The 21,585-nt window shown below is 62.1% G+C and carries 15 protein-coding genes; 7 read left to right on the top strand and 8 right to left on the bottom strand.

The genetic code is table 11. The features are described 5' to 3' along the window. Positions 1-59: 59 nt before the first annotated feature. The gene (locus tag ACX82Z_RS18605) at positions 60-884 is read left to right on the top strand and encodes a cyclase family protein (protein ID WP_459590511.1); all 825 of its coding nucleotides are present in this window, start codon (positions 60-62) and stop codon (positions 882-884) included. 2 nt (positions 885-886) lie between these two features. On the opposite strand, the gene ACX82Z_RS18610 is transcribed toward ACX82Z_RS18605, so the two are convergent. Beyond that, complete coding sequence (locus ACX82Z_RS18610) at positions 887-2,257, bottom strand: cytochrome P450 (RefSeq protein WP_459590512.1); 1,371 nt, start codon at positions 2,255-2,257, stop codon at positions 887-889. Between the two features lie 261 nt (positions 2,258-2,518). Between ACX82Z_RS18610 and ACX82Z_RS18615 the strand changes: the two genes are divergently transcribed. Further along, positions 2,519-2,968, top strand: coding sequence for a response regulator (locus tag ACX82Z_RS18615; RefSeq protein WP_459590513.1), 450 nt, complete (start codon positions 2,519-2,521; stop codon positions 2,966-2,968). A gap of 10 nt (positions 2,969-2,978) precedes the next feature. Here the strand turns inward: ACX82Z_RS18615 and ACX82Z_RS18620 are convergent, their stop codons facing one another. Further along, a complete protein-coding gene (locus tag ACX82Z_RS18620; RefSeq protein WP_459590515.1) occupies positions 2,979-4,871 on the bottom strand; it encodes a PAS domain-containing sensor histidine kinase in 1,893 nt (630 codons plus the stop codon). A 268-nt stretch (positions 4,872-5,139) separates the two neighbouring features. On the opposite strand from ACX82Z_RS18620, the gene gyrB reads away from it, so the two are divergent. The 3 genes from gyrB (at position 5,140) to ACX82Z_RS18635 (ending at position 9,066) form a co-directional block, all read left to right on the top strand. Next, a complete protein-coding gene (gyrB, locus tag ACX82Z_RS18625) occupies positions 5,140-7,614 on the top strand; it encodes a DNA topoisomerase (ATP-hydrolyzing) subunit B (RefSeq protein WP_459590516.1) in 2,475 nt (824 codons plus the stop codon). Between the two features lie 112 nt (positions 7,615-7,726). Further along, positions 7,727-8,374, top strand: a complete 648-nt coding sequence (gene grpE / locus ACX82Z_RS18630; protein ID WP_459590518.1) for a nucleotide exchange factor GrpE — start codon at positions 7,727-7,729, stop codon at positions 8,372-8,374. 53 nt (positions 8,375-8,427) lie between these two features. Further along, positions 8,428-9,066, top strand: coding sequence for a trimeric intracellular cation channel family protein (locus ACX82Z_RS18635; RefSeq protein WP_459590519.1), 639 nt, complete (start codon positions 8,428-8,430; stop codon positions 9,064-9,066). 59 nt (positions 9,067-9,125) lie between these two features. On the opposite strand, the gene polA is transcribed toward ACX82Z_RS18635, so the two are convergent. From polA to ACX82Z_RS18660, 5 genes are all read right to left on the bottom strand, one after another. Next, positions 9,126-12,062 (bottom strand): DNA polymerase I, encoded by a 2,937-nt coding sequence (gene polA / locus ACX82Z_RS18640; protein WP_459590520.1) that lies wholly within the window; start codon positions 12,060-12,062, stop codon positions 9,126-9,128. Positions 12,063-12,365: 303 nt separating this feature from the next. After that, positions 12,366-13,217: an ABC transporter permease gene (locus ACX82Z_RS18645; RefSeq protein ID WP_459590522.1), complete on the bottom strand. Its 852-nt coding sequence runs from the start codon at positions 13,215-13,217 to the stop codon at positions 12,366-12,368. A 10-nt stretch (positions 13,218-13,227) separates the two neighbouring features. Next, positions 13,228-14,505, bottom strand: a complete 1,278-nt coding sequence (locus ACX82Z_RS18650; protein ID WP_459590524.1) for an ABC transporter permease — start codon at positions 14,503-14,505, stop codon at positions 13,228-13,230. A 79-nt stretch (positions 14,506-14,584) separates the two neighbouring features. Further along, positions 14,585-15,691 (bottom strand): ABC transporter substrate-binding protein, encoded by a 1,107-nt coding sequence (locus ACX82Z_RS18655; RefSeq protein ID WP_459590525.1) that lies wholly within the window; start codon positions 15,689-15,691, stop codon positions 14,585-14,587. 77 nt (positions 15,692-15,768) lie between these two features. Beyond that, on the bottom strand, positions 15,769-16,872 hold the full coding sequence (locus ACX82Z_RS18660; RefSeq protein WP_459590526.1) for an ABC transporter ATP-binding protein: 1,104 nt from the start codon (positions 16,870-16,872) through the stop codon (positions 15,769-15,771). Positions 16,873-17,128: 256 nt separating this feature from the next. Between ACX82Z_RS18660 and ACX82Z_RS18665 the strand changes: the two genes are divergently transcribed. Both ACX82Z_RS18665 and ACX82Z_RS18670 read left to right on the top strand, forming a co-directional pair. Then, positions 17,129-18,571, top strand: coding sequence for an aldehyde dehydrogenase family protein (locus ACX82Z_RS18665; protein WP_459590527.1), 1,443 nt, complete (start codon positions 17,129-17,131; stop codon positions 18,569-18,571). A gap of 292 nt (positions 18,572-18,863) precedes the next feature. Continuing rightward, entirely contained in the window at positions 18,864-19,487 is a 624-nt protein-coding gene (locus ACX82Z_RS18670; protein ID WP_459590528.1) for a transglutaminase-like cysteine peptidase, read from the top strand. A 516-nt stretch (positions 19,488-20,003) separates the two neighbouring features. Here the strand turns inward: ACX82Z_RS18670 and ACX82Z_RS18675 are convergent. Continuing rightward, positions 20,004-21,536, bottom strand: a complete 1,533-nt coding sequence (locus ACX82Z_RS18675; RefSeq protein WP_459590529.1) for a YifB family Mg chelatase-like AAA ATPase — start codon at positions 21,534-21,536, stop codon at positions 20,004-20,006. Positions 21,537-21,585: the final 49 nt, after the last annotated feature.

Genomic DNA, 21,585 nt, shown 5'->3' on the forward strand with positions numbered 1-21,585 from the left:
CTTGCCGCAACGTCAATTCGGGTTCACGCTCGCGTGTCATTCAGCCCGGAGAGCCGTCCATGTGCCATGTCTGCGTTATCGAGAACGTGAAATCCAACATGCTGTCGCGCCGCGCATTCTTTCGCGGAACGGGCGCCGTCGCGGCCGGTGCCGCCATTGCCTCAACGGGCTTTTCGGCTCGCCCAGCGCTCGCGCAGGGCACGACGCGTGCCGAAGATTTGACGCATGAGCTTTACGAGGAATTCCCGACCTTTTTCGGCGATCAGCAGCTTTTCATCGAACAGAAATTCTCCTTCGCGCAGGATACGTTCAACCTCAACGAATGGCGCATCAACGAACATACCGGCACACATGTCGACGCGCCGCTGCACTTTTCGGCTGATGGCCGCTCGGTCGCCGAAATCCCGGTCGAGGACCTGATCTGCCCGCTCGTCATCGTAGATATCCGCGAGAAGGCCGAAGCGGACGCGGATGCGCAAGTGACGCCCTCCGATATCGAAGCCTGGGTGTTTGCGAACGGAGAACTGCCCGACGGCGCTTGCGTCGCTATGTTTTCGGGATGGGGCAAGCATCTCCACGACGACAGGTTCCGCAACGCTGACGCCGACGGCACGATGCATTTTCCCGGCTTCCACATCGAGGCGGCGCAGATGCTGATCGAAGCCGGCAATGTGAAGGCGATAGCGGTCGATACACTATCGCTCGATTACGGCATGTCGCCGGACTTCGCCGTCCATAACGAGTGGTTGCCGTCGGGCCGATACGGTATCGAGGGCATCGCCAATCTCGGCGCGCTTCCCGTTTCGGGCGCGACGCTGATCGTCGGCGCGCCGAAGGTTCGCGGCGGCACGGGCGGACCGGCCCGCGTGTTCGCGATGGTCTGACGTCAGGACCTTTTTGTAATTTTCATCGGCAGGCCGCCCTGCGGCTGCGTGGTCAGTTTCTGCACCGGCCAGGGCTTCGTTTCCGGCAAAGCGTCGAACCGATAGCGCGACATCAGGACGGCAAGCGCAATCACCGCTTCCTGCATGGCGAACACCGAGCCGATGCAGATGCGCGGCCCTGCGCCGAAGGGCAGGTACTGATAGCGGTCGATGGCGTCGCGATTCTCGGGGTGGAAGCGCGCGGGCATGAACGCCTCGGGATTGTCCCAGATCGCGCGATGGCGATGCACCGTCCACGGCATGACGAGAACCTGTGCGCCGGCCACGATTTCGAGGTCTTCATAGCGGTCGGGCGCGATCGCCTCGCGGTTGATGGAGGGCGCGGGCGGATAAAGCCGCATCGCCTCCTCGAAGGCGGCGCATGTCAGCGGCATGGCCGAAAGCCACGCCTGCGGCGGCAGGTTCAGCGCCATCACCGCATCGATTTCAGCCTCGATCGCCTCGCGCTCCCACGGGGCCTGCGACAGGCAGTAAAGCGTCCAGCCGAGCGCGCGCGCCGTCGTCTCGTGACCCGCGCCGATAAAGGTGATGATGTTGTCCTCGATCTCCGCGCTCGACAGACCCTGCGCGCCCTCGGCCTTCAAAAGCAGGGTCAGGAAATCGTTCGGCACGTCCTCGCCGCGCTCGATCCGCGCCTTGCGCAGCAGCATCGTGTCGGCGACGATCTTCCGGAAAAATTCCAGCGATTTTTTACCGCGTATGCGGGTAAAGCGCGGCAGCCAGTCGGGCGCGCCCAAAAGGTCCATCGGATCGACGCGGCCCATCGTCTCGAACAGGCGATCCACCTGATGGGCAAACGCGCCGGGTTCGCCCGCGATCTCGCCCGAAAAAAGCGTTTCGGCGAGGATGTCGTAGGTCAACATCGTCATGTCGCGCGAGATGTCGCTGCGTTCCGTCACCGCATAGCGCTCGGCGAATGTAGCGGAACATCGATGCATGGCCTCAGCGAAACCATCGATGTTGCGCGGCGTGAAGACGGGCGCCATCGCCTTGCGCGAGCGTTTCCAAACGTCGCCTTCGGCCGTCAGAAGACCATCGCGCAGGATCGGCCGCAAAATCTTCTGGCGCACGCGCGCCATCCTGTAATTTTTGGCATTTTCCACGAGCACGTAGCGGATGAGGCCGGGATCGTTGGCGATCACCATCGGGCCGCCGATGCGCGGATGGATCGAAATCCATTTCTCGTTGTAGGACGGCTCGCCCCACAGTTCGAGCGGGTTGTTATAAACGATCCGCATCATGCCGAGCGTCGAAGGCGGGCTTTGGCGCGGGCGTGGCGCAGGCGGAACGAATGGCGACTGTAAGGCCGTCATCGGGCGGCTCCTTGTGGCTGTTCGCACTTCACTTAGTGTCGCCTCGCCCGTCCTCCAACACATTGCCCGGCCGCGACATTTTGGCTGCGCCCGATATGGAACCTGCCGCTCCCCCATGCATTTCAGCCCCGATCGACAGTCTGTACGGGTGGCAAAATGATCACCTTGAAACAGAAAAATCAGGAATTCGATGTTAGTCGTGCAACGAATACCCGCCTTTCGGGTTAGATTGCGTCACGACTGCGCGTGGGACGTTTTGAATTGGACGAGAACTGCAAAATCATCGTGGTTGAAGACGAAATATTCGTCGCAATCGAAATCGAGCATGTCATCGGGGAACTCGGCTATGCGTGTGTCGGCATCGCCGCTGATCGCGATGCGGCGCTCGCCCTCGGTAGTCAGGCGGATATTGCACTGGTCGACGTCAATTTGCGCGATGGCGCAACAGGCATCGATATCGGCCGTGAGCTCGCCAGCCGCCACGACGTGACAGTCCTCTACATGACAGCCAATCCGACCCAGCTCGGCGACGGTGTTCCAGGTACGCTCGGGGTGATCGGAAAGCCGGTCGCCGACGACGAATTACGTGCCAGCATCCGCTATGCCGTCGCGGCCTATCACAGCCATCAGGATGCCGAGCCCCCCTCACGGCTGCAATTGTTCATGCTTCCCGACACAGCCGCTTCCGAGCGCGGCTCCACTCCAAGTTGAGACGGTCCCGTCACTGACGCGGTGAAAGCCGCGCCGAGCGCTGCAACGCCCACTGAGGAAGATCGATCTCGACGCGCAATCCGTCCGGATCGAACTGACGGGCAATCGTCCCGTCCATTTGTCCACGCACGCTGAGTTCGATCAGCCGAGTACCAAAGCCTGTCTTTTCCGGCTGCGCGAAAATCCGCGCACTGTCTTTCGCAAGTGTTTCTTTCCAGACGACAAGGCACCGGTCGCCCTCGAGACGCGTCGATATGTCGAGCCGCCCGCCATCATGGGCGAGCGAGCCGTATTTCGCCGCATTGGTGGCCAGTTCATGAAAGATAAGGGCGATCGGCGTGGCGGCCGCTTCACTGACGGCGATGTCCGCGCCGGAGATCGCAATGCGCCCGCCGTCGTCATAGGCCGATAGCAGCGCCGAAATGAGGCCGTGAAGCGAGGCATGCGAGCCAGGCCCTAGTTCCAGCCCGCGTGGCCTGACGAACTCGTGCGCCGTGCCGAGCGCCAGAATGCGGGCGCGCAACTCCTCGGCAAACCCCTGCGCCTCGGGCCGCGAACGGGCGGTCAGGCCGACGATCGAACCCAGTACGGAAAAGATGTTCTTGATGCGATGCGACAGTTCCTGCGCGACGACCTCGCGCTCCTCCGCCGCAAGCTTCGTCTCGTGAATGTCGGTGCACGTTCCGAACCACCGCACGATCCGTCCCTCATTGTCGCGGATCGGCAAAGCGCGACCAAGCGTCCAGCGATACTCGCCCGAATTGTGACGCAGCCGATATTCGATCTGGTAGGGATCGCCGGTTTCCAGCGAATGTTGCCAGCGGTCCCAAGCCCGCGCCTGATCGTCCGGGTGGAACATGTCGTTCCAGCCATCCCCGTCCGTCGAGCCTTGCGGAACGCCGGTGAACTCGTACCAGCGGGCGTTGTAGTAATCGTGCAATCCGTCCGGCGTGGTAGACCATACCATCTGCGGCATGGCGTCCGCGATGGCGCGGAACTTAGCCTCCGATTCAGCCAATGCCTCCTGCGCACGGCGCTGATCGGTCACGTCGATCGATATGCCCGGCAAGCGCAGCGGCTCCCGGCCGTTGCCGCCAGAAACACGCCCGAGAGCGAGAATCCAGACGATTTCCCCGTTCGGCCTGATGATACGGTACTGGACGCGCAGATCGCCGCGTTCACGCAGCGCCGTGTCGATCCGCTGACCGAGCGTTTCACGGTCGTCGGGGTGAATGGCGTCGATGAAGCGGCCGATCGGCACGCCCCGCGCTGCCTCCGGGACGGGAACGTTGTAGAGCGTTGCGAAGCTGGCGTCGGCCGTTACGATGTCGGCGTCCACATTCCAGTTCCAGTGCCCGACCAGACCTGCGCCTTCGGCCGCGAGCTCCAGTTGCTCCTCGTTCGATCGAAGCGCGTATTGGGCATTGACCCGGTCGGTCGTCTCCTCGACCATTGCGATGACGCCGATCACGCGGCCTTCGTTATCGGGAACGCCGCTATAGTGCAGATCGAGGAAAACCGTTTCGGGATCGCCGTTACGCAAAAACTCGAATTGCTGGTCATGGAACGACAATGTGCCGCCATCGCCGACCTGCGCGAGCATCTTCCGATTGAAATCGGCAACTTCCGGCCATGCCGTCAGCAGCGGCTCGCCGAAACAGGCTGGATGACGACCGCCTGCGATCACGCGGTAGGCGTCGTTATAGACCATGCGGGCATCCTGCCCGACGAGAAGGCACATGGGGCGCGGGGACGCGAAAATCATCCCGACCACGCCCAGAAGTTCGCGCGGCCAGCTCGAAACCGGCCCCATATCGGTCGCCGCCCAATCCATCTCCTCGAAGAGTTGTCGGGCCGAAACGGCGGGACGATCGTCTGTGGTCGCGGGGAAATGGTCGGTCATGTGGATCGGTTGCGCTGTGCTTTCTTGCTCATCTGAACGCTCGTTACCTTCGAGCGCAAGAGCCAATGATGGCTCGCGATTGCTTCGATCGCCCAAAGCAACGGATTCAAGCTGCAAAAACGCCTGATTCAGGCCTATTATCCGTGCATTGCCCGCATGGCGAGCTTGGAGCCGGCGGTTCAAAACCCTATATTCGGGCTATCAAGAACACTTGATTCGACCGTTCGTTTCATGTCGAGCGGCCCTTGTCTACGAAGATCGGAATTTCATGAGCGATACGCCAGAAAACATTCCCGGCGCACCGGCAGAATATGGCGCCGAATCCATCAAGGTTTTGAAGGGGCTGGATGCCGTTCGCAAGCGGCCTGGCATGTATATCGGCGACACGGACGACGGTTCGGGCCTGCACCACATGGTCTACGAGGTCGTCGACAACGCGATCGACGAATCGCTGGCCGGCCATGCCGATCTGGTTTCCGTCACGCTCAACCCGGACGGCTCGGTCACCGTGACCGACAACGGACGCGGCATTCCAACCGACATCCATACCGGCGAAGGCGTCTCGGCGGCCGAGGTCATCATGACCCAGCTTCATGCCGGCGGTAAGTTCGACCAGAACTCCTACAAGGTTTCGGGCGGCCTGCATGGCGTCGGCGTCTCCGTCGTCAACGCGCTGTCCTCATGGCTGAAGATGAAGATTCGCCGCGGCGGCAAGCTTCACGAGATGAGCTTCACGCATGGCAATGCCGACGGGCCGCTGACCGTCACCGGCACCTATGTCGAGGACAAGCAACCCGGCACCAACGAAGGCCGTTCGGGAACGGAGATCACTTTCTTCCCCTCCGCCGAAACCTTCACTATGATCGAGTTCGATTACGGAACGCTCGAACATCGCCTGCGCGAACTCGCCTTCCTGAATTCGGGTGTGCGCATCGTCCTCACCGACAAACGCCACGCCGACGTGAAGGTGCAGGAACTGCTTTATGAGGGCGGGCTGGAAGAGTTCGTCAAATATCTCGACCGCGCCAAGAAGCCGCTCATTCCTGCGCCGATCGCCATTCAGGCCGAGCGCGACGGCATCACCGTCGAAGTCGCCATGTGGTGGAACGACAGCTACCACGAGAACGTGCTCGCCTTCACCAACAACATCCCGCAGCGCGATGGCGGCACGCATCTGGCCGGCTTTCGCGGCGCGCTGACGCGTCAGGTGACGGGCTACGCCGAAGTTTCGGGTCTGACGAAGAAGGAAAAGGTCTCGATCACCGGCGACGATTCGCGCGAGGGCCTGACCGCCGTTCTTTCGGTCAAGGTTCCCGACCCGAAATTTTCCTCGCAGACCAAGGACAAGCTGGTCTCTTCCGAGGTTCGTCCTGTCGTCGAAAACCTCGTGAACGACGCGCTCGGCACATGGTTTGAAGAGCATCCGGGCGAAGCCAAGGTGCTGATCAGCAAGGTGATAGAGGCAGCCGCCGCGCGCGAGGCCGCTCGCAAGGCGCGCGAACTGACCCGCCGCAAAGGCGCGCTCGACATCACGTCGCTGCCCGGCAAGCTGGCCGACTGCCAGGAACGCGACCCCGCCAAGTCCGAAATCTTCATCGTCGAGGGTGACTCGGCCGGCGGCTCCGCCAAGGGTGGGCGTTCGCGCCAGAACCAGGCGATCCTGCCGCTGCGCGGCAAGATCCTGAACGTGGAGCGTGCGCGCTTCGACCGGATGCTTTCGTCCGACATGATCGGCACGATGATCACTGCGCTCGGCACCGGCATCGGCAAGGACGAATTCAACGCCGACAAGCTGCGCTATCACAAGATCATCATCATGACCGACGCCGACGTTGACGGCGCGCATATCCGTACGCTGCTTTTGACGTTCTTCTTCCGGCAGATGCCGGAGCTGATCGAGCGCGGCCACCTCTATATCGCCCAGCCGCCGCTCTACAAGGTCACGCGCGGCAAGTCGGTCCAGTACATCAAGGACGAGCCGTCTTTCGAGGAATATCTGATCGGGCAGGGTCTGGAAGAAGCCTCGCTAGAACTGTCGACCGGGGAAGTCCGCGCCGGGCAGGATCTGCGCGCCGTCATCTCCGATGCGCTTGCCGTGCGCACGCTCGTTCAGGGCCTTCACACGCGCTATTCGCGCTCGGTCGTCGAGCAGGCCGCGATCGCCGGTGCACTCAATGCCGAGCGCATGGCGAACGCATCCGAGGCCGCCGACATCGTCACGAAGGTGGCCGAACGGCTCGACATGATCTCCGAGGAGACCGAGCGCGGCTGGGAGGGGCGCATCAACCCGTCCAACGAGGGCGCGGGCGGTTTCGTCTTCGAGCGCACCGTGCGCGGCGTGCGCGAAGTCGTCGTGCTCGATGCGGGACTGATCGGCTCGGCCGATGCCCGCGCGATCGATCGCTACACGGCGCGGCTCCAGGAAGTTTACACCAAGCAGCCGGCCTTGAAGCGCAACGACAAGTCGGAAATCATCTCCGGCCCGATGGCTCTTCTCGACGCGATCTTCGCGACCGGGCGCAAAGGGCTCTCCATGCAGCGCTACAAGGGCCTTGGCGAGATGAACGCCGAGCAGCTTTGGGAAACGACGCTCGACCCGAATGCACGTTCGCTGTTGCAGGTCAGGGTCAACGACGCGACCGACGCCGATTCGCTGTTCTCGCGCCTGATGGGCGACGAGGTCGAGCCACGCCGCGAGTTCATTCAGGAGAACGCGCTCTCGGTCGCCAATCTCGACATCTAGACGGTTTTGCGCGCGAATGAGGCGGCATCGTCAGGCGCCGCCTCTTGATTTCATCGCCGTAAAACTCGATATCGGCCTCAAAATCACGATAATCTGAAAGACGGGATCAGCCATGAACGATCGTCCGGAAAACGAACGCGCGACTGACCAGACCGCGGACATCAACCTCGAAGCGGAGGCGGACATTGCCGAGGGACAGGGCGGGCAGGCCGATTTCGAGGCCTTCATGCGCCTTGCCAAGGAAAACGAGGACCTGAAGGACCGCGCGCTCAGGATCGCGGCCGATATGGAAAACCTGCGCCGCCGTACGCAGCGCGAGGTTGCCGACGCCAAGTCCTACGCGGTCGCGAACTTCGCGCGCGACATGCTGTCGGTCAACGACAACATGCGCCGCGCGCTGGACGCCATCCCCGCCGAGGCAAAGGGATCGGACGATGCCGGCTTCAAGTCGCTGATCGACGGTGTCGAGATGACCGAGCGCGATATGCTGGCCGCGCTCGAGCGCCATGGCGTCAGGAAGCTTTCGCCCGAGGGCGAACGCTTCGATCCGAACTTCCATCAGGCGATGTTCGAGGTGCCTAATACCGAGGTGCCGAACAATACGGTTGTGCAGGTGGTGCAGACGGGCTACGTCATCGGCGAGCGCGTCCTGCGCCCCGCGATGGTGGGCGTTTCGAAAGGTGGCCCGAAGGCGGCTCCCTCGCCGGACGCTCCGGCGGAGCCGGGTCCGCCGAACGCACAGGCCGAAAAGGACGCATAATCAAAGGGCGCCCTCGGGCGCCTTTTTCGTGTTTCAGCAAGGCGGGGCCGCCCATGAACCCGATCATCTTCCTCGACTATGCGGGTATCGCGGTCTTTGCCGCCACCGGTGCACTCGCCGCCTCGCGCAAGCAGCTCGATATCATCGGCTTTCTGTTTCTGGCCAGTGTGACGGCGATCGGCGGCGGCACGTTTCGCGACCTCATCCTCGGCGTGCCGGTCTTCTGGGTCGCAAATCACAATTATCTGTTCGTATGCGCGGCGGTGACGCTGGCAGTGTTCTTCGGCGCGCATCTCGTCGAGTCGCGCTATCGCCTCCTGCTTTGGCTCGACGCGGTGGGGCTTGCGGCCTATTCGGTCTTCGGTGCCTATAAGGGACTTCTGGTGACGGGATCGCCGGTGATCGCGACCGTCACCGGCGTGCTGACAGCCACGCTCGGCGGCATCCTGCGCGACCTTCTGGCCGGCGAGCCGTCCGTTCTTCTGCGCCCCGAAATCTATGTGACGGCCGCGTTATGCGGCTCACTCGCCTATGTGCTGGCCGATCTAGGCGACGCGCCGGCAGCGGGCGCGGCGCTCATCGCCTTTTCCATTGCCTTCCTCGTGCGCGGCGGCGCACTAGCCTATGGCTGGGTTTTCCCGCCCTACAAATCCCGGCCCGGCCGTAGGCCCGAAGACATCCCGATGGACTAACTCATTTTTGTCTGCGCATGTCTGCGACGCTAAGTGATCCCACTTGGCTGCATCATGCTTTAGTGGGCTTCGTCCCAGTTGCCGGCGGCGCGTGCGTCGACCTGTAGCGGCACCTTCATGGCGAGTGCGGGCATCGCCGCATGTTCCATCGTGCTGGTGATGACCGGAATCGCTGCCTCGACCTGCTCTTCCGGCGCTTCGAAGATCAGTTCGTCATGGACCTGCAAAAGCATTTGCGTTCGGTCCAGCCCCGCCTCATCGAGAGCCGGCTCGATCTTGACCATCGCGCGGCGGATGATGTCGGCCGCAGATCCCTGGATCGGCGCATTGATGGCCGCGCGCTCGTTGAAGGCGCGCACGGACGGATTGGCCGAGCGGATTTCGGGATAATGGACGCGGCGGCCGAAGATCGTCTCGACATAACCGTTGTCGCGCGCGAACGCCTTGGTCGCATCCATATAGTCCCGGATGCCGGGAAAGCGCTCGAAATACTTCTTGATGTAGCTGCCCGCTTCCTCGCGGGCGATCGAAAGCTGGTTGGCGAGCCCAAAGGCCGAGATGCCGTAGATGATGCCGAAATTGATCGCCTTGGCGCGTCGGCGCACTTCGGACGGCATGCCCTCGACCGGCACATTGAACATTTCCGACGCCGTCATCGCGTGAATGTCGACGCCATCGGCGAAAGCCTGCTGCAATTGCGGGATTTCGGCGACATGGGCGAGAACGCGCAGTTCGATCTGGCTGTAGTCCGCAGAAATAAGCCTGTTGCCCGGCCCAGCGATGAAGGCCGTCCTGATCTTGCGGCCTTCGGCGGTACGGATCGGGATGTTCTGGAGATTCGGCTCGGACGAGGAGAGTCGGCCAGTCGTCGTCGCGGCCAGCGCGTAAGACGTGTGAACACGCTTCGTTTCAGGGTGGATATAGCCCGGAAGCGCGTCCGTATAGGTCGAGCGCAGCTTCGACAATTGCCGCCAGTCGACGATCTTGCGCGGCAGTTCGTGCCCCTCCGCCGCAAGGTCCTCCAGCACCGATGCGGTGGTCGACCATTGGCCCGATTTGGTCTTCGAGCCGCCCGGCAGCCCCATGCGACCGAACAAAATGTCGCCGAGCTGCTTGGGCGAGCCGATGGTGAAACGCTCACCAGCCAGTTCGTAGACTTCCTCCTCGAACGCGCCGGCGCGCTGCGCGAACTCGCCCGATAGGCGCGACAATATCTGCCGGTCGACCGAAATGCCGCGCTCTTCCATGCGCGCCAGAACCGGCACCAGCGGGCGCTCCAGACGCTCGTAAACGGCGTTCAGCCCTTTCGAGGTCACGCGCGGCTTGAGGACATTCCAAAGTCGCAACGTCACGTCGGCATCTTCGGCCGCGTAGGCGGTCGCCTTTTCCAGATCGACGAAGTCGAAGGTGATCATCGACTTGCCCGAACCGCACACATCCTTGAAGGAAATCGGCACATGGCCGAGCCAGCGCTCCGACAGCGCATCCATGCCCTGCCCGCCCGTTCCGGCGTCGGCGACATAGGAAAGCAGCATCGTGTCGTCGCAAGTGTCGGCCGCGATGCCGTGGCGTTTCAGGACCAGCCAGTCATATTTCAAATTATGCGCGATCTTGAGGACGGATGCGTCCTCCATCATCGGCTTGATGGCGGCGAGCGCCTCGCAGACGGGTATCTGGTTCTCCACCAAACCGCCGCCGAGCAGATCGCCCGCACCGGATTTGTGGATCAGCGGAACATAGGCCGCCTTGCCCGGCGCGACGGCGAGCGAGAACCCGCACAGTTCCGCCTGCATCGGATCGAGCGACGTCGTCTCGGTGTCGAAGGCCACGCGGCCCGCTTCGACGGCTTCGGCGACCCACGCCTTCAACGTATCGATATCGCGGATCGTCAAATAGGCGGTGCGGTCGATCTTGCCGGCAATCGCCGCATCGGCGCGCGTTTTTGCAAGGTCCTGCGGTGTAGCTGGGCCGTTGCGCGCCTCGGGCGCAACCTCGCCTTCCTCCCCCGGCTCGCTCATGCCGGATGAGGGAACGTCCAGATCGGGACCATGCGCGGTTTTTCCAGCCTGCACCTCGACATGCATCGGCTCGATCTCGGAAGGCTCCGCGCCCGTCGCTTCGGCCACGCGCCTCGTCAGCGAGGAGAACTCCATCGCCTTCAAAAAGCCGATCAGCTTCGGGCCGTTCGGCGGCTTGAGGACGAACGCGTCGAGACCTTCCGTCACCGTCACATCGTCCTTGAGCCGCACCAGTTCACGCGACAGCCGCGCCATCGCGGCATGTTCGATCAGGTTTTCGCGGCGCTTGTTCTGCTTGATCTCGGAGGCGCGGGCCAGAAGCGTGTCGAGGTCGCCATATTCTTCCAGAAGCTGCGCGGCCGTCTTCGGGCCGATGCCGGGCACACCGGGGACGTTATCGATCGAATCGCCCGTCAGCGCCTGAAGGTCGATCATCTTTTCCGGCGGCACACCCCATTTCTCGATGACTTCAGGGACATTGATCTCCTTGTCTTTCATCGGATCGTACATGGAGACAGTCGGCCCCACGAGTTGCATCAGATCCTTGTCGGAGGAGATGATCGTCGTGTCGCCGCCGGCCTCGCAGGCAAGCTTCGCATAGGTCGCGATCAGGTCGTCGGCCTCGAACCCTTCCATCTCGACGCAGGGCAGTTCGAAGGCGCGCGTCGCCTGCCGGATGAGGCCGAATTGGGGGATCAGGTCTTCGGGCGGCTCGGTCCGGTTCGCTTTGTATTTGTCGTAGAGTTCGTTGCGGAACGTCTTCGACGAATAATCGAAGATCACCGCGAAATGGGTAGGCGTGACACCGACATCGGTGTCCCGCGCGTTCTGCATCAGCTTCCAGAGCATGTTGCAGAAACCGGAGACCGCCCCGATTGGCAGTCCGTCCGATTTGCGCGTCAGCGGAGGGAGCGCGTGATAGGCACGGAAGATGTAGCCGGAGCCATCGACGAGGAAGAGGTGATCGCCTTTTTTCATGGCAATTGAGGTAGCGCCTCACCATCGCCCTGTCCATCGGCAAGGCGGTGGGAAAGCCCGCTCATGACAACTCGGCAGGGCTCACGGCTACGTTACGCACTTGTAATGTTCGTGCCCTTGAATTGCCACGTTCAAATTCTCAGATATCACCTATCGGCAATGTAAATGCCGAAGTCCGGAAAAGGCTCGTCCCCCGCCCGACCGGACTTAAAAGGCGGCAGCCTCATCCCCCTCTCCGGGCTGCCGCACCTTTAGAGTAGGGCCGCCGTGGATCCCCCTCCCCACGGCGGCTTCTCTTTATGGTTACTGTGGCGCCATGCCCCTCATACGCTCTGAACGGCGGCGCAGAAGCTCGATCGTCGTCAAAAGCGCGATCGAAAACATGACGAGGATCGTCGCGACGGCTAGGATCGTCGGGCTGATCGACTCGCGGATGCCCGACCACATCTCGCGCGGAATGGTGCGCTGCTCGACGCCGGCGAGGAAGAGCACGATGACGATCTCGTCGAAGGACGTGATGAAGGCGAAGAGCGCGCCGGAAATGACGCCCGGCAGGATCAGCGGCATGGTGATCTTGCGAAACGTCGTGGCGGGCGATGCCCCAAGCCCCGCCGCCGCTCGCGTCAGCGAATGGTCGAAGCCGACGAGCGTCGCCGTCACCGTGATGATGACGAAGGGCGTTCCCAGCGCCGCATGGGCGAGGATGACGCCCGGAAACGTCCCGGCAAGCCCGACCGACGAATAAAAGAAGAACATGCCGGCGGCCGAGATGATCAGCGGTACGATCATCGGTGAAATCAGAAGGCCCATGATCAGCCCGCGAAGCGGCATTTCGCGGCGCGAAAGCCCGAGCGCCGCAAGCGTACCGAGCGCGGTCGCAAGCAGTGTCGAGGCAACGCCGATGATCAGCGAATTGCGGATCGCGTTCATCCAGGCGGTCGAGTTCCAGAACGCGTTGTACCAGCGCATCGAAAACCCGTCCGGATCGAGGGTCAGCATCTCGCGCGTATAGGTGAAGTAGGGCTGCACGTTGAACGACAGCGGGATGATCACCAGGATCGGCGCCATCAGGAAGAAGAAGATCAGGCCGCAGAAGATGCGGAAGCCGTAATACCACGTGCGTTCGAGCGGGCCGGCATAGGTGGGGAGCGCCATGTTTCTTGTCCTAGCCCAGCTTGACCTTGTCGATGCCGACGATGCGGCTGTAGGTCCAGTAAAGGATCAGCACGCCGAACAGCAGGATCGTTCCGAGCGCGGCCGCCAGACCCCAGTTCAGCGAATTTTGCATATGGAACGCGATCAGGTTCGAGATCATCTGCCCGCTCTGGCCGCCGACAAGGGCGGGCGTGATGTAGTAGCCGATGGAAATGATGAAGACGAGGATCGCACCCGCGCCGATGCCGGGCACCGTCAGCGGCATGTAAACCTTCCAGAACGCGGTCCAGTTGTTCGCACCGAGCGAGCGCGCCGCGCGCATATAGGACGGCGATATGCCCTTCATCACGGAGTAGAGCGGCAGCACCATGAACGGCAACAGGATATGCGTCATCGCAACGATGGTGCCGAAGGCGTTATGGATCATCAACACCCGGCCATTGTTGGATATGAGGCCCATCCAGACGAGAATGTCATTGATCACGCCCTGCTGCTGCAACAGCACGATCCACGCCGTCGTGCGGACCAGAAGCGACGTCCAGAACGGCAAGAGCACGAAGATCATCAGGAGATTGGACGTGCGCATCGGCAGCGAAGCCAGGAGAAACGCGATCGGGTAGCCGAGCAGCAGCGTCGTGAATGTGATCGCGACCGACAATGCCAGCGTGCGCAGGAAGAGCGCGACATAGATGCGCTGGTTCGCTGCCTGGCGCTCGATCTCACCCTCGCTGTTGTAGCGCAAGTCGACAGCTGAGACGTAATAGGCAGCGGTGTAAGGCCGACCCTCACGCTCCAGAATGTGCCAGATCGCGGTGTCGCCCCAGCGGTCGTTGTTGTCGATCACCGCCTCCCTGAACGGCGCTTCCATGTCGTCGGCACGTCGGCCAAGGCCAGCGAACAGGCTGCGCGCGCCCGACAATTCATAGTTCATGCGAATGGCAAGCTGGCCGATGGTGCGGCTCTCCTGCGCTTCGGCAAGGTCCGCGACGAGCGCGGCGTAGGTCTCTTCGGACGGCAAATCCTCGCCATCCCACTCGGCGAGCGCCTCGACGGTTCGCGGCAAGGTCGCGACAACGACCGGGTTATCGACACTGCGCCACATCATCTGCCCGATCGGCACGATGAAGGTGATGACGATGAATGCGAGCAGCGGCGCGACCAGCAGGAACGCCGTCAGTCTGCGCCGACGTTCTGCGCGGGCAAGAGCCGTCTTGAGCGGCACGCCGTCCGCCGTGACCATCTTTTCGCCGGGGAGATTTCCCGACGGTGCCAAAGCTGCGTTTGCCATGAAGCTGGTTCGCCCTTGCGGCCTTCAGTATGCGAAAGAAGCAGACGGGCGTCTTGCGACGCCCGTCCTGTTATCGAGACTACTGGAGCATCCAGTTGGCGTAGCGCTCGCGCAGCTCGTCGCCATAATCGGTCCAGAAATCGTTGTTGAGGACGATCGGCGTCTCGTAATTGTCCGGGTTGGTCGGCATGTGCGGCGCCATGTCGATGCCCTTGTCTTCATGCTGACCGACGAGCGGAGCCGAGGATTCGCGCGCCGGACCGTAGGAAATGTACTTCGCCTGATCGGCAAGGCGCTGGGTGTCCGTCGCCCAGAAGATGAACTCCTTCACGGCTTCCAGATTCCGCGTACCTTCCGGCACGACCCAGCCGTCCCACTCGACGAGCTGGCCGTCCCAGATGATCTCGAAGGGCTGTTCCTCGTCGATCGCAGCGGCGAAGAGGCGACCGTTATAGCTGGTCGCGAACGCTACTTCCTTGTCGGCCAGAAGCTGCGGTCCCTGTGCGCCTTCCGTCCAGAAGATCAGGTTCGATTTGATCGTGTCGAGCTTGGCAAAGGCGCGCTCCACGCCTTCCGGCGTTTCCAGCGTCTCGTAGATTTCGTCGATCGGCACGCCATCGGCGTAGAGCGCCCATTCGAGATTGCCGGCCGGACGGTCCTGGATGGCGCGCTGGCCGGGGAAATCCTCGACGTTGAAGAAGTCGTCGATCGTCTGCGGCTCGGAGCCTTCATCGAACATTTCGGTGTTGTAGCCGATGACGGTCGAATAGACGATCTGCGGAATGAAGCATTCGCCGATCGAGCCGGGCAGGAAGTCTTCCGATGCGGCCGTGCCGTCCGGCGCGGGTGCAAGCCATTCATCGGCGTCGATGGGCATGATGATGCCCTCGTCGCAGGCGAGCTGGGCGTCCGACGGCAGCATGTCGACGAGGTCCCACGTCACGTTGTTCGCCTGCGATTGCGCGCGCAGCGAGGCGAGCGCATTCGCCGAGCCGTCATCGTTGACCATGCGCACGTTCGGATGCTCTTCCATATAGGGGTCGAGATAGGCGCGCTGCTGGCTTTCCGAATAGGCGCCGCCCCACGAGACGACGGTGAGCTGGACCGGATCCTGCGCATAGGCGCCGATCGCCAGAAGGCTGACGGCGGTTCCCGCGCCGATCACCTTGAACTTTGTAAGCTTCATGCGACGTTCTCCTCTGTTTGTCGCCGATGGCACCATCGGCGCGCTTTTTTCGGTCTGCCGCCTTTCCGGCGGTCTTGTCAGGCGTCGAGCGCCCGGCAATCCTGTGCCGACCAGCCAACGCGGATCGTCTCGCCCGCGGCGAGACGGCCCTTCATGTCGGAATTCGGCACCTTGATGATGAATTCGTCATTGCCGCACACATTGACGCGCGTGCGTATGTGGTCGCCCAGATAAATCAGTTCCTCGACCCGTGCGTCGAAAGCGTTGTCGATGCCGTTATCCGGATTGATGCGCACGCGCTCGGGCCGAAGCGAGAGCGTAGTCGCATCGCCCTTCCCCGAAACGTTGACCGGAAGCGCCCTGACGAGCGAGCCGTCATCGAGCCGCACATCGCAATCCTGACCGTTCACGCTCTCGATTTTTCCCGGCAGCCGATTGTTCTCGCCGATGAAGGCGGCGACGAAGGCGTTTTCGGGCCGCTCGTAAAGATCGGCCGGCGAAGCAAGCTGCTGGATCACGCCATCTTCGAAAACCGCGATGCGGTTCGACATGGTCAGCGCTTCGGACTGGTCATGCGTCACATAGACGACGGTAACGCCCAGATTCTCGTGGATATGCTTGATCTCGTACTGCATCTGCTCGCGCAAATTCTTGTCGAGCGCACCAAGCGGCTCATCCATCAAGACCAGCGTCGGCTCGAATACGAGGGCGCGGGCGACGGCCACGCGCTGCTGCTGGCCGCCCGAAAGTTGCGCGGGCATCCGTCCACCAAGATGGCCGAGCTTGACCATGTCGAGCGCCTTCTTGACGCGGTCAGCGATCTCGGCCTTGCCGACCCCGCGCACCTTCAACGGAAAGGCGAGGTTTTCGGCCACCGTCATATGCGGGAAGAGCGCGTAATTCTGGAAGACCATGCCGATGTCGCGCTTGTGCGGCGGCACGTTGTCGATGCGCTGCCCCTTGAGGCGTATCTCGCCATGGGTCGCGTTTTCGAAACCAGCCAGCATCATCAGGCAGGTCGTCTTGCCGGACCCGGACGGCCCGAGCATCGTCAGGAATTCGCCCCGAGCGATGTCGAGATTGAGATTTTTCACGACCAGAACTTCGCCGTCATAGCTTTTCTGGACGTTATGAAAGCGAACGAAAGTTTGATCGTCCGCAGCAATGCTGACGCTCACCATAGACAGAACTGTTCCCCTGTTGCCCGGATAGACCACCGGGCACTCATCTTTTGACCCAAGCTTCACCAATTCAAAACAAATTGCAACAGCCGCTTTTGTGCATCGCGACGGTTTTTCCCAATGCACCGCGCCGGTTTATGTGCGCCGCACCATCGCAACCCCGCGAGTTGCAAGGAACTGACGCGGTTGTGGTTTCAAGATGGACGCGCCATATCTGGCTGCAGGATTCACACGCTTGCTGAGAGGACGATTGGCCATGCTGAGGAAGACCGAATTTTACATCGACGGAAAATGGACTGCGCCGGCGAAGCCGAAGGAACTTGAGGTGATCAATCCGGCCGACGAACAGCCCTTTGCGGTCATTTCCCTCGGCTCGCAGGAAGATGTGGATTTGGCGGTTGCCGCCGCGAAGCGCGCCTTTCCCGCATGGTCGGTCACGACGAAGGAAGAGCGCCTCGCCTGGCTCGACCGGCTGCTCGAAGCCTACAAGGCCCGCATGGATGATATGGCCAAGGCGATTTCCGACGAAATGGGCGCGCCGATGACGCTTGCCATGGAAAGCCAGGCTGCCGCCGGCATCGGCCATATCAAGGCGTTCATCCGGACATTGAATACTTTCGAATTCGAGCACGCGCTCGACGAGCGCAACCCGCAGGAACGCATCGTGCATGAACCGATCGGCGTCGTCGGCTTGATCACGCCCTGGAACTGGCCGATGAACCAGGTGACGCTGAAGGTCGTGCCAGCGATCGCAGCCGGCTGCACCGTCATTCTCAAGCCTTCGGAGGTCGCGCCGCTCTCGTCCATCGTCTTTGCCGAGATCGTCGCGGCGTCGGATCTTCCGGTCGGCGTCTTCAACATGGTCAATGGCGATGGTCCGACCGTCGGCGAAGCCATGTCGCGCCATCCCGATATCGACATGATGTCGTTCACCGGCTCGACACGCGCTGGCATCGCCGTCACCAAAGCAGCGGCCGAAACGGTCAAGCGCGTAACGCTGGAGCTCGGCGGCAAATCACCCAACATCGTCTTCGCCGATTCCGATCTTGAGGCCGCGATTGCGCGTGGGCTCGATCACTGTTTCCTGAATACCGGCCAGTCCTGCAATGCGCCGACGCGCATGCTGGTGGAGCGTTCCGTATACGACCGCGCCGTGGAACTCGCCGGCGAGCATACCCGCACCAAGGTCAAGGTCGGCAATCCAGCCGAGGAAGGCGGCCATATCGGCCCGCTCGTCTCGCAAGCCCAGTTCGACAAGGTGCAGGGTCTGATCGATGTCGCCATCAAAGAGGGCGCGAAGCTCGTCGCCGGCGGTCCGGGCCGCCCAGAGGGCTTTAACCGCGGCTATTACGTTCGCCCGACCGTCTTCGCAGACGTCACCAATGAGATGACCATCGCACGCGAGGAAGTCTTCGGCCCGGTGCTCGCCATGATCCCCTTCGATGGCGAAGAAGAAGCCGTCGAGATCGCCAACGACACGCCCTACGGCCTGTCGAGCTACGTGCAGACCGGCGACGCCGAAAAGGCCCGCCGTGTTGCAAAGCGTTTGCGCGCCGGTATGGTCCAGATCAACGGAACGTCGCGCGCGCCCGGCTCTCCCTTCGGCGGCTACAAGCAATCCGGGATCGGCCGTGAAGGCGGCAAATACGGGCTGGAGGACTTTCTTGAGGTCAAGGCGGTGGCCGGCTGGCCGCAATAATGCGTGATCATCCGCATTAGCGAGACAACCGAGACGCCGCGATCAGCACCTGATCGCGGCGTTTTTCGTTAAACGCACCCGAACGGGGGCTTGGAGCGACTACCAAAAACATCAATTCGCACTTATGGTTAACGAATTATTGCCCGGATTCCGGGCAGTTTCGTGTGTGCTGATTGTCACAACGCCCCGCGCAGGCCTGTTCATATCGCCCATGTCAATTGACACCCACTTATATCAAACCTTAACGTTTCCTTAACGACACGATCAACGTGCGGAAATCGGGGTTTTGAGAATGGGCGGTTCATCACTCATCCGGCGTGCGCTTGCGGGCGCGATACTGGCGGGCGCGCTTTTTCAGGCAGCCGCTGCAGCGGCCATGCCAGCCCACGCACCCTCGATGAAGACGGGCGGCCTGACCTCGCAGCCGATCGGACATTACGAGTTTTGCCAGCGCCTGCCTCAGGAGTGCTCGATCCGCCCGGCCGATCGCGGCGCGCTCGTGGTGACCCCGGCGATTTGGCGCGCGGTCGACAAGGTCAATCGCGCGGTGAACGCGGCGGTAACACCGAAAAGCGATCTCGAAATCTACGGTCGCGAGGAATGGTGGGCCTATCCGGTCAAGGGCGTCGGTGATTGCGAGGACTACGCGCTCGAAAAGCGCAAGCGGCTCGCCGAAGCCGGCATCCCGCTGTCCAATCTCCTGATCACCGTTCTGCGCAAGGCCGATGGCGAGGGACACGCCGTCCTGACATTGCGCACGGATCGCGGCGACTTCATTCTCGACAATCTGAAGCCCGACATTCGCGCATGGACGGACACGGATTACCGGTTTCTCAAGCGTCAGGCGAGCAATCACACCGGCCGGTGGGTGACACTGCACGAGGACCGCAACCTTCTGGTCGGCGCGCTGCGCTGACCGCCCGGCGACGTTGGCCAAAACTCTTCAGCTTTGTACGCAAGCGTCCTCTCCGATCCTTGGCCCGTTCCTCGAGCGGTAGCATAATTGGCCATCTCAACCGGTTTTGACACCGGAGGCAGCCTCCGTTGTCGCCTGAGAAAATGCGCGACGGCCACGCGAAGCTCATAAGCACGCCCGAAAGATCGCCGACGGCGGCAAAAGACCAATTTTTGCCTGAACCCATTCATCTGGACTGTTTCGACTGACCTGAGAGAAATCTGAAGGTCGAGTGCTCCGGGCGAAGGTCGTATCTGGACGCGCCAGATTCGACCGACCGAAAGATGCGGTGCTGATTCCCTCGGCCAGAAAAATTGCCCTCTGGACCGTTATCTAACCCTCGTACTCATCTCGCCCAATGCACGATTCATTGTCATCCTACAGCGTCATGGATGCGCGAACCCTCCTCGCATCAGAACGAAACCCGCTCTAACGGCACCGATCACCATCAACCCGTAGCTGGGTACCACTTCGGCATCACGCGGCGGCGGCGAGCCGTTCGCCTGCAATCCGGTACGAAATAGCCTCGGCCAGATGAATGCGGCCGACCTCTTCGCTTCCGTCGAGATCGGCGAGCGTGCGCGCGACCTTCAAAACCCGGTGATATGCGCGTGCAGACAGGTTCAGCTTTTCGCTGGCATCCCGCAACAGCGCCGCACCCGCCGCATCCGGCGTGGCGACCTTCTCGATCATCGCGGCTCCGCAAAGTGCATTGGTCGTGAAAGACGGCATTTCGAGCGCGGCATAGCGCTGCGACTGGACCGCGCGCGCCGCCGCCACACGCGTTCGAACGGTTTCGCTCGTCTCAGCGCGGCCCGGCGCAATCAGATCGGCGGCGGTGACCGCCGGCACCTCGATCCGCAGATCGATGCGGTCGAGCAGCGGGCCTGAAATGCGCGCCTGATAATCGGACTGACAGCGCGGACCGCGTGCGCAGCGATGACCCGGTTCGCCCGCCATGCCGCATCGGCACGGGTTCATCGCCGCGACGAGTTGGATACGGGCGGGGTAGGAGACACGATGATTGGCGCGCGCGATCACGCTTTCTCCGTTCTCGACCGGTTGGCGAAGTGAATCGAGCACGGCCGGCTGGAACTCCGGAAGCTCGTCGAGAAAGAGCACGCCGTTATGTGCGAGCGAAACCTCTCCTGGTCGCGCGCGAAGGCCGCCGCCGACCATCGCCGCCATCGACGCGGAGTGGTGGGGACTGCGAAACGGACGCCGATCCGACAATTTACCACCAGCAAGTTCGCCTGCAATCGAGGCGATCATCGAGACTTCGAGCAGTTCCTTTGCCGCCAGCGGCGGCAGGATCGAAGGCAGGCGCTGCGCCAGCATCGATTTTCCCGAACCGGGTGGCCCGATCATCAGCAGATTATGCCCGCCGGCCGCCGCCACTTCGAGCGCGCGCTTGGCGCTTTCCTGTCCCTTGATGTCGGCAAGATCGAGCAAGCCGGCTGGGGCCGGATCGACCATCGGCTCGGGGCGGCTCAGTACCTGCGTGCCGCGAAAGTGGTTCGCCATCGCGATCAGGCTGCGCGGCGCAAGGATGTCGATATCGGCGCCGGCCCATGCCGCCTCCGATCCGCAAGCGGCCGGACAGATGAGCCCGCGCCCCTTCCCGTTTGCGCCCATCGCGGCCGGAAGAACGCCAGCGACCGGCGCGATCGTGCCGTCAAGCGACAGCTCCCCGAGAACGACATAACCGTCGAGCGCATCCGTAGGGATCGCGCCCAGCGCCGCCATCAGACCGAGCGCGATCGGCAGGTCATAGTGGCTTCCCTCCTTCGGCAGATCGGCCGGTGCCAGATTGACCGTCACCTTTTTCGGCGGCATCGACAGGCCCGACGCATGCAGCGCGGCCTGCACACGCTCGCGGCTTTCGGCCACCGCCTTGTCGGCAAGGCCGACGATATTCATACCGACCTTGCCCGGCGCGATCATGACCTGAACGTCGACCGGAACCGTTTCGATGCCCTGAAAGGCGATCGTTCGCACCCTTGAAACCATGCCCCACTCTCCTTGCGGAAACACAAGCATGAATATCAGATCAAATCAA

The sequence above is a fragment of the Aliihoeflea sp. PC F10.4 genome, from assembly GCF_054612275.1.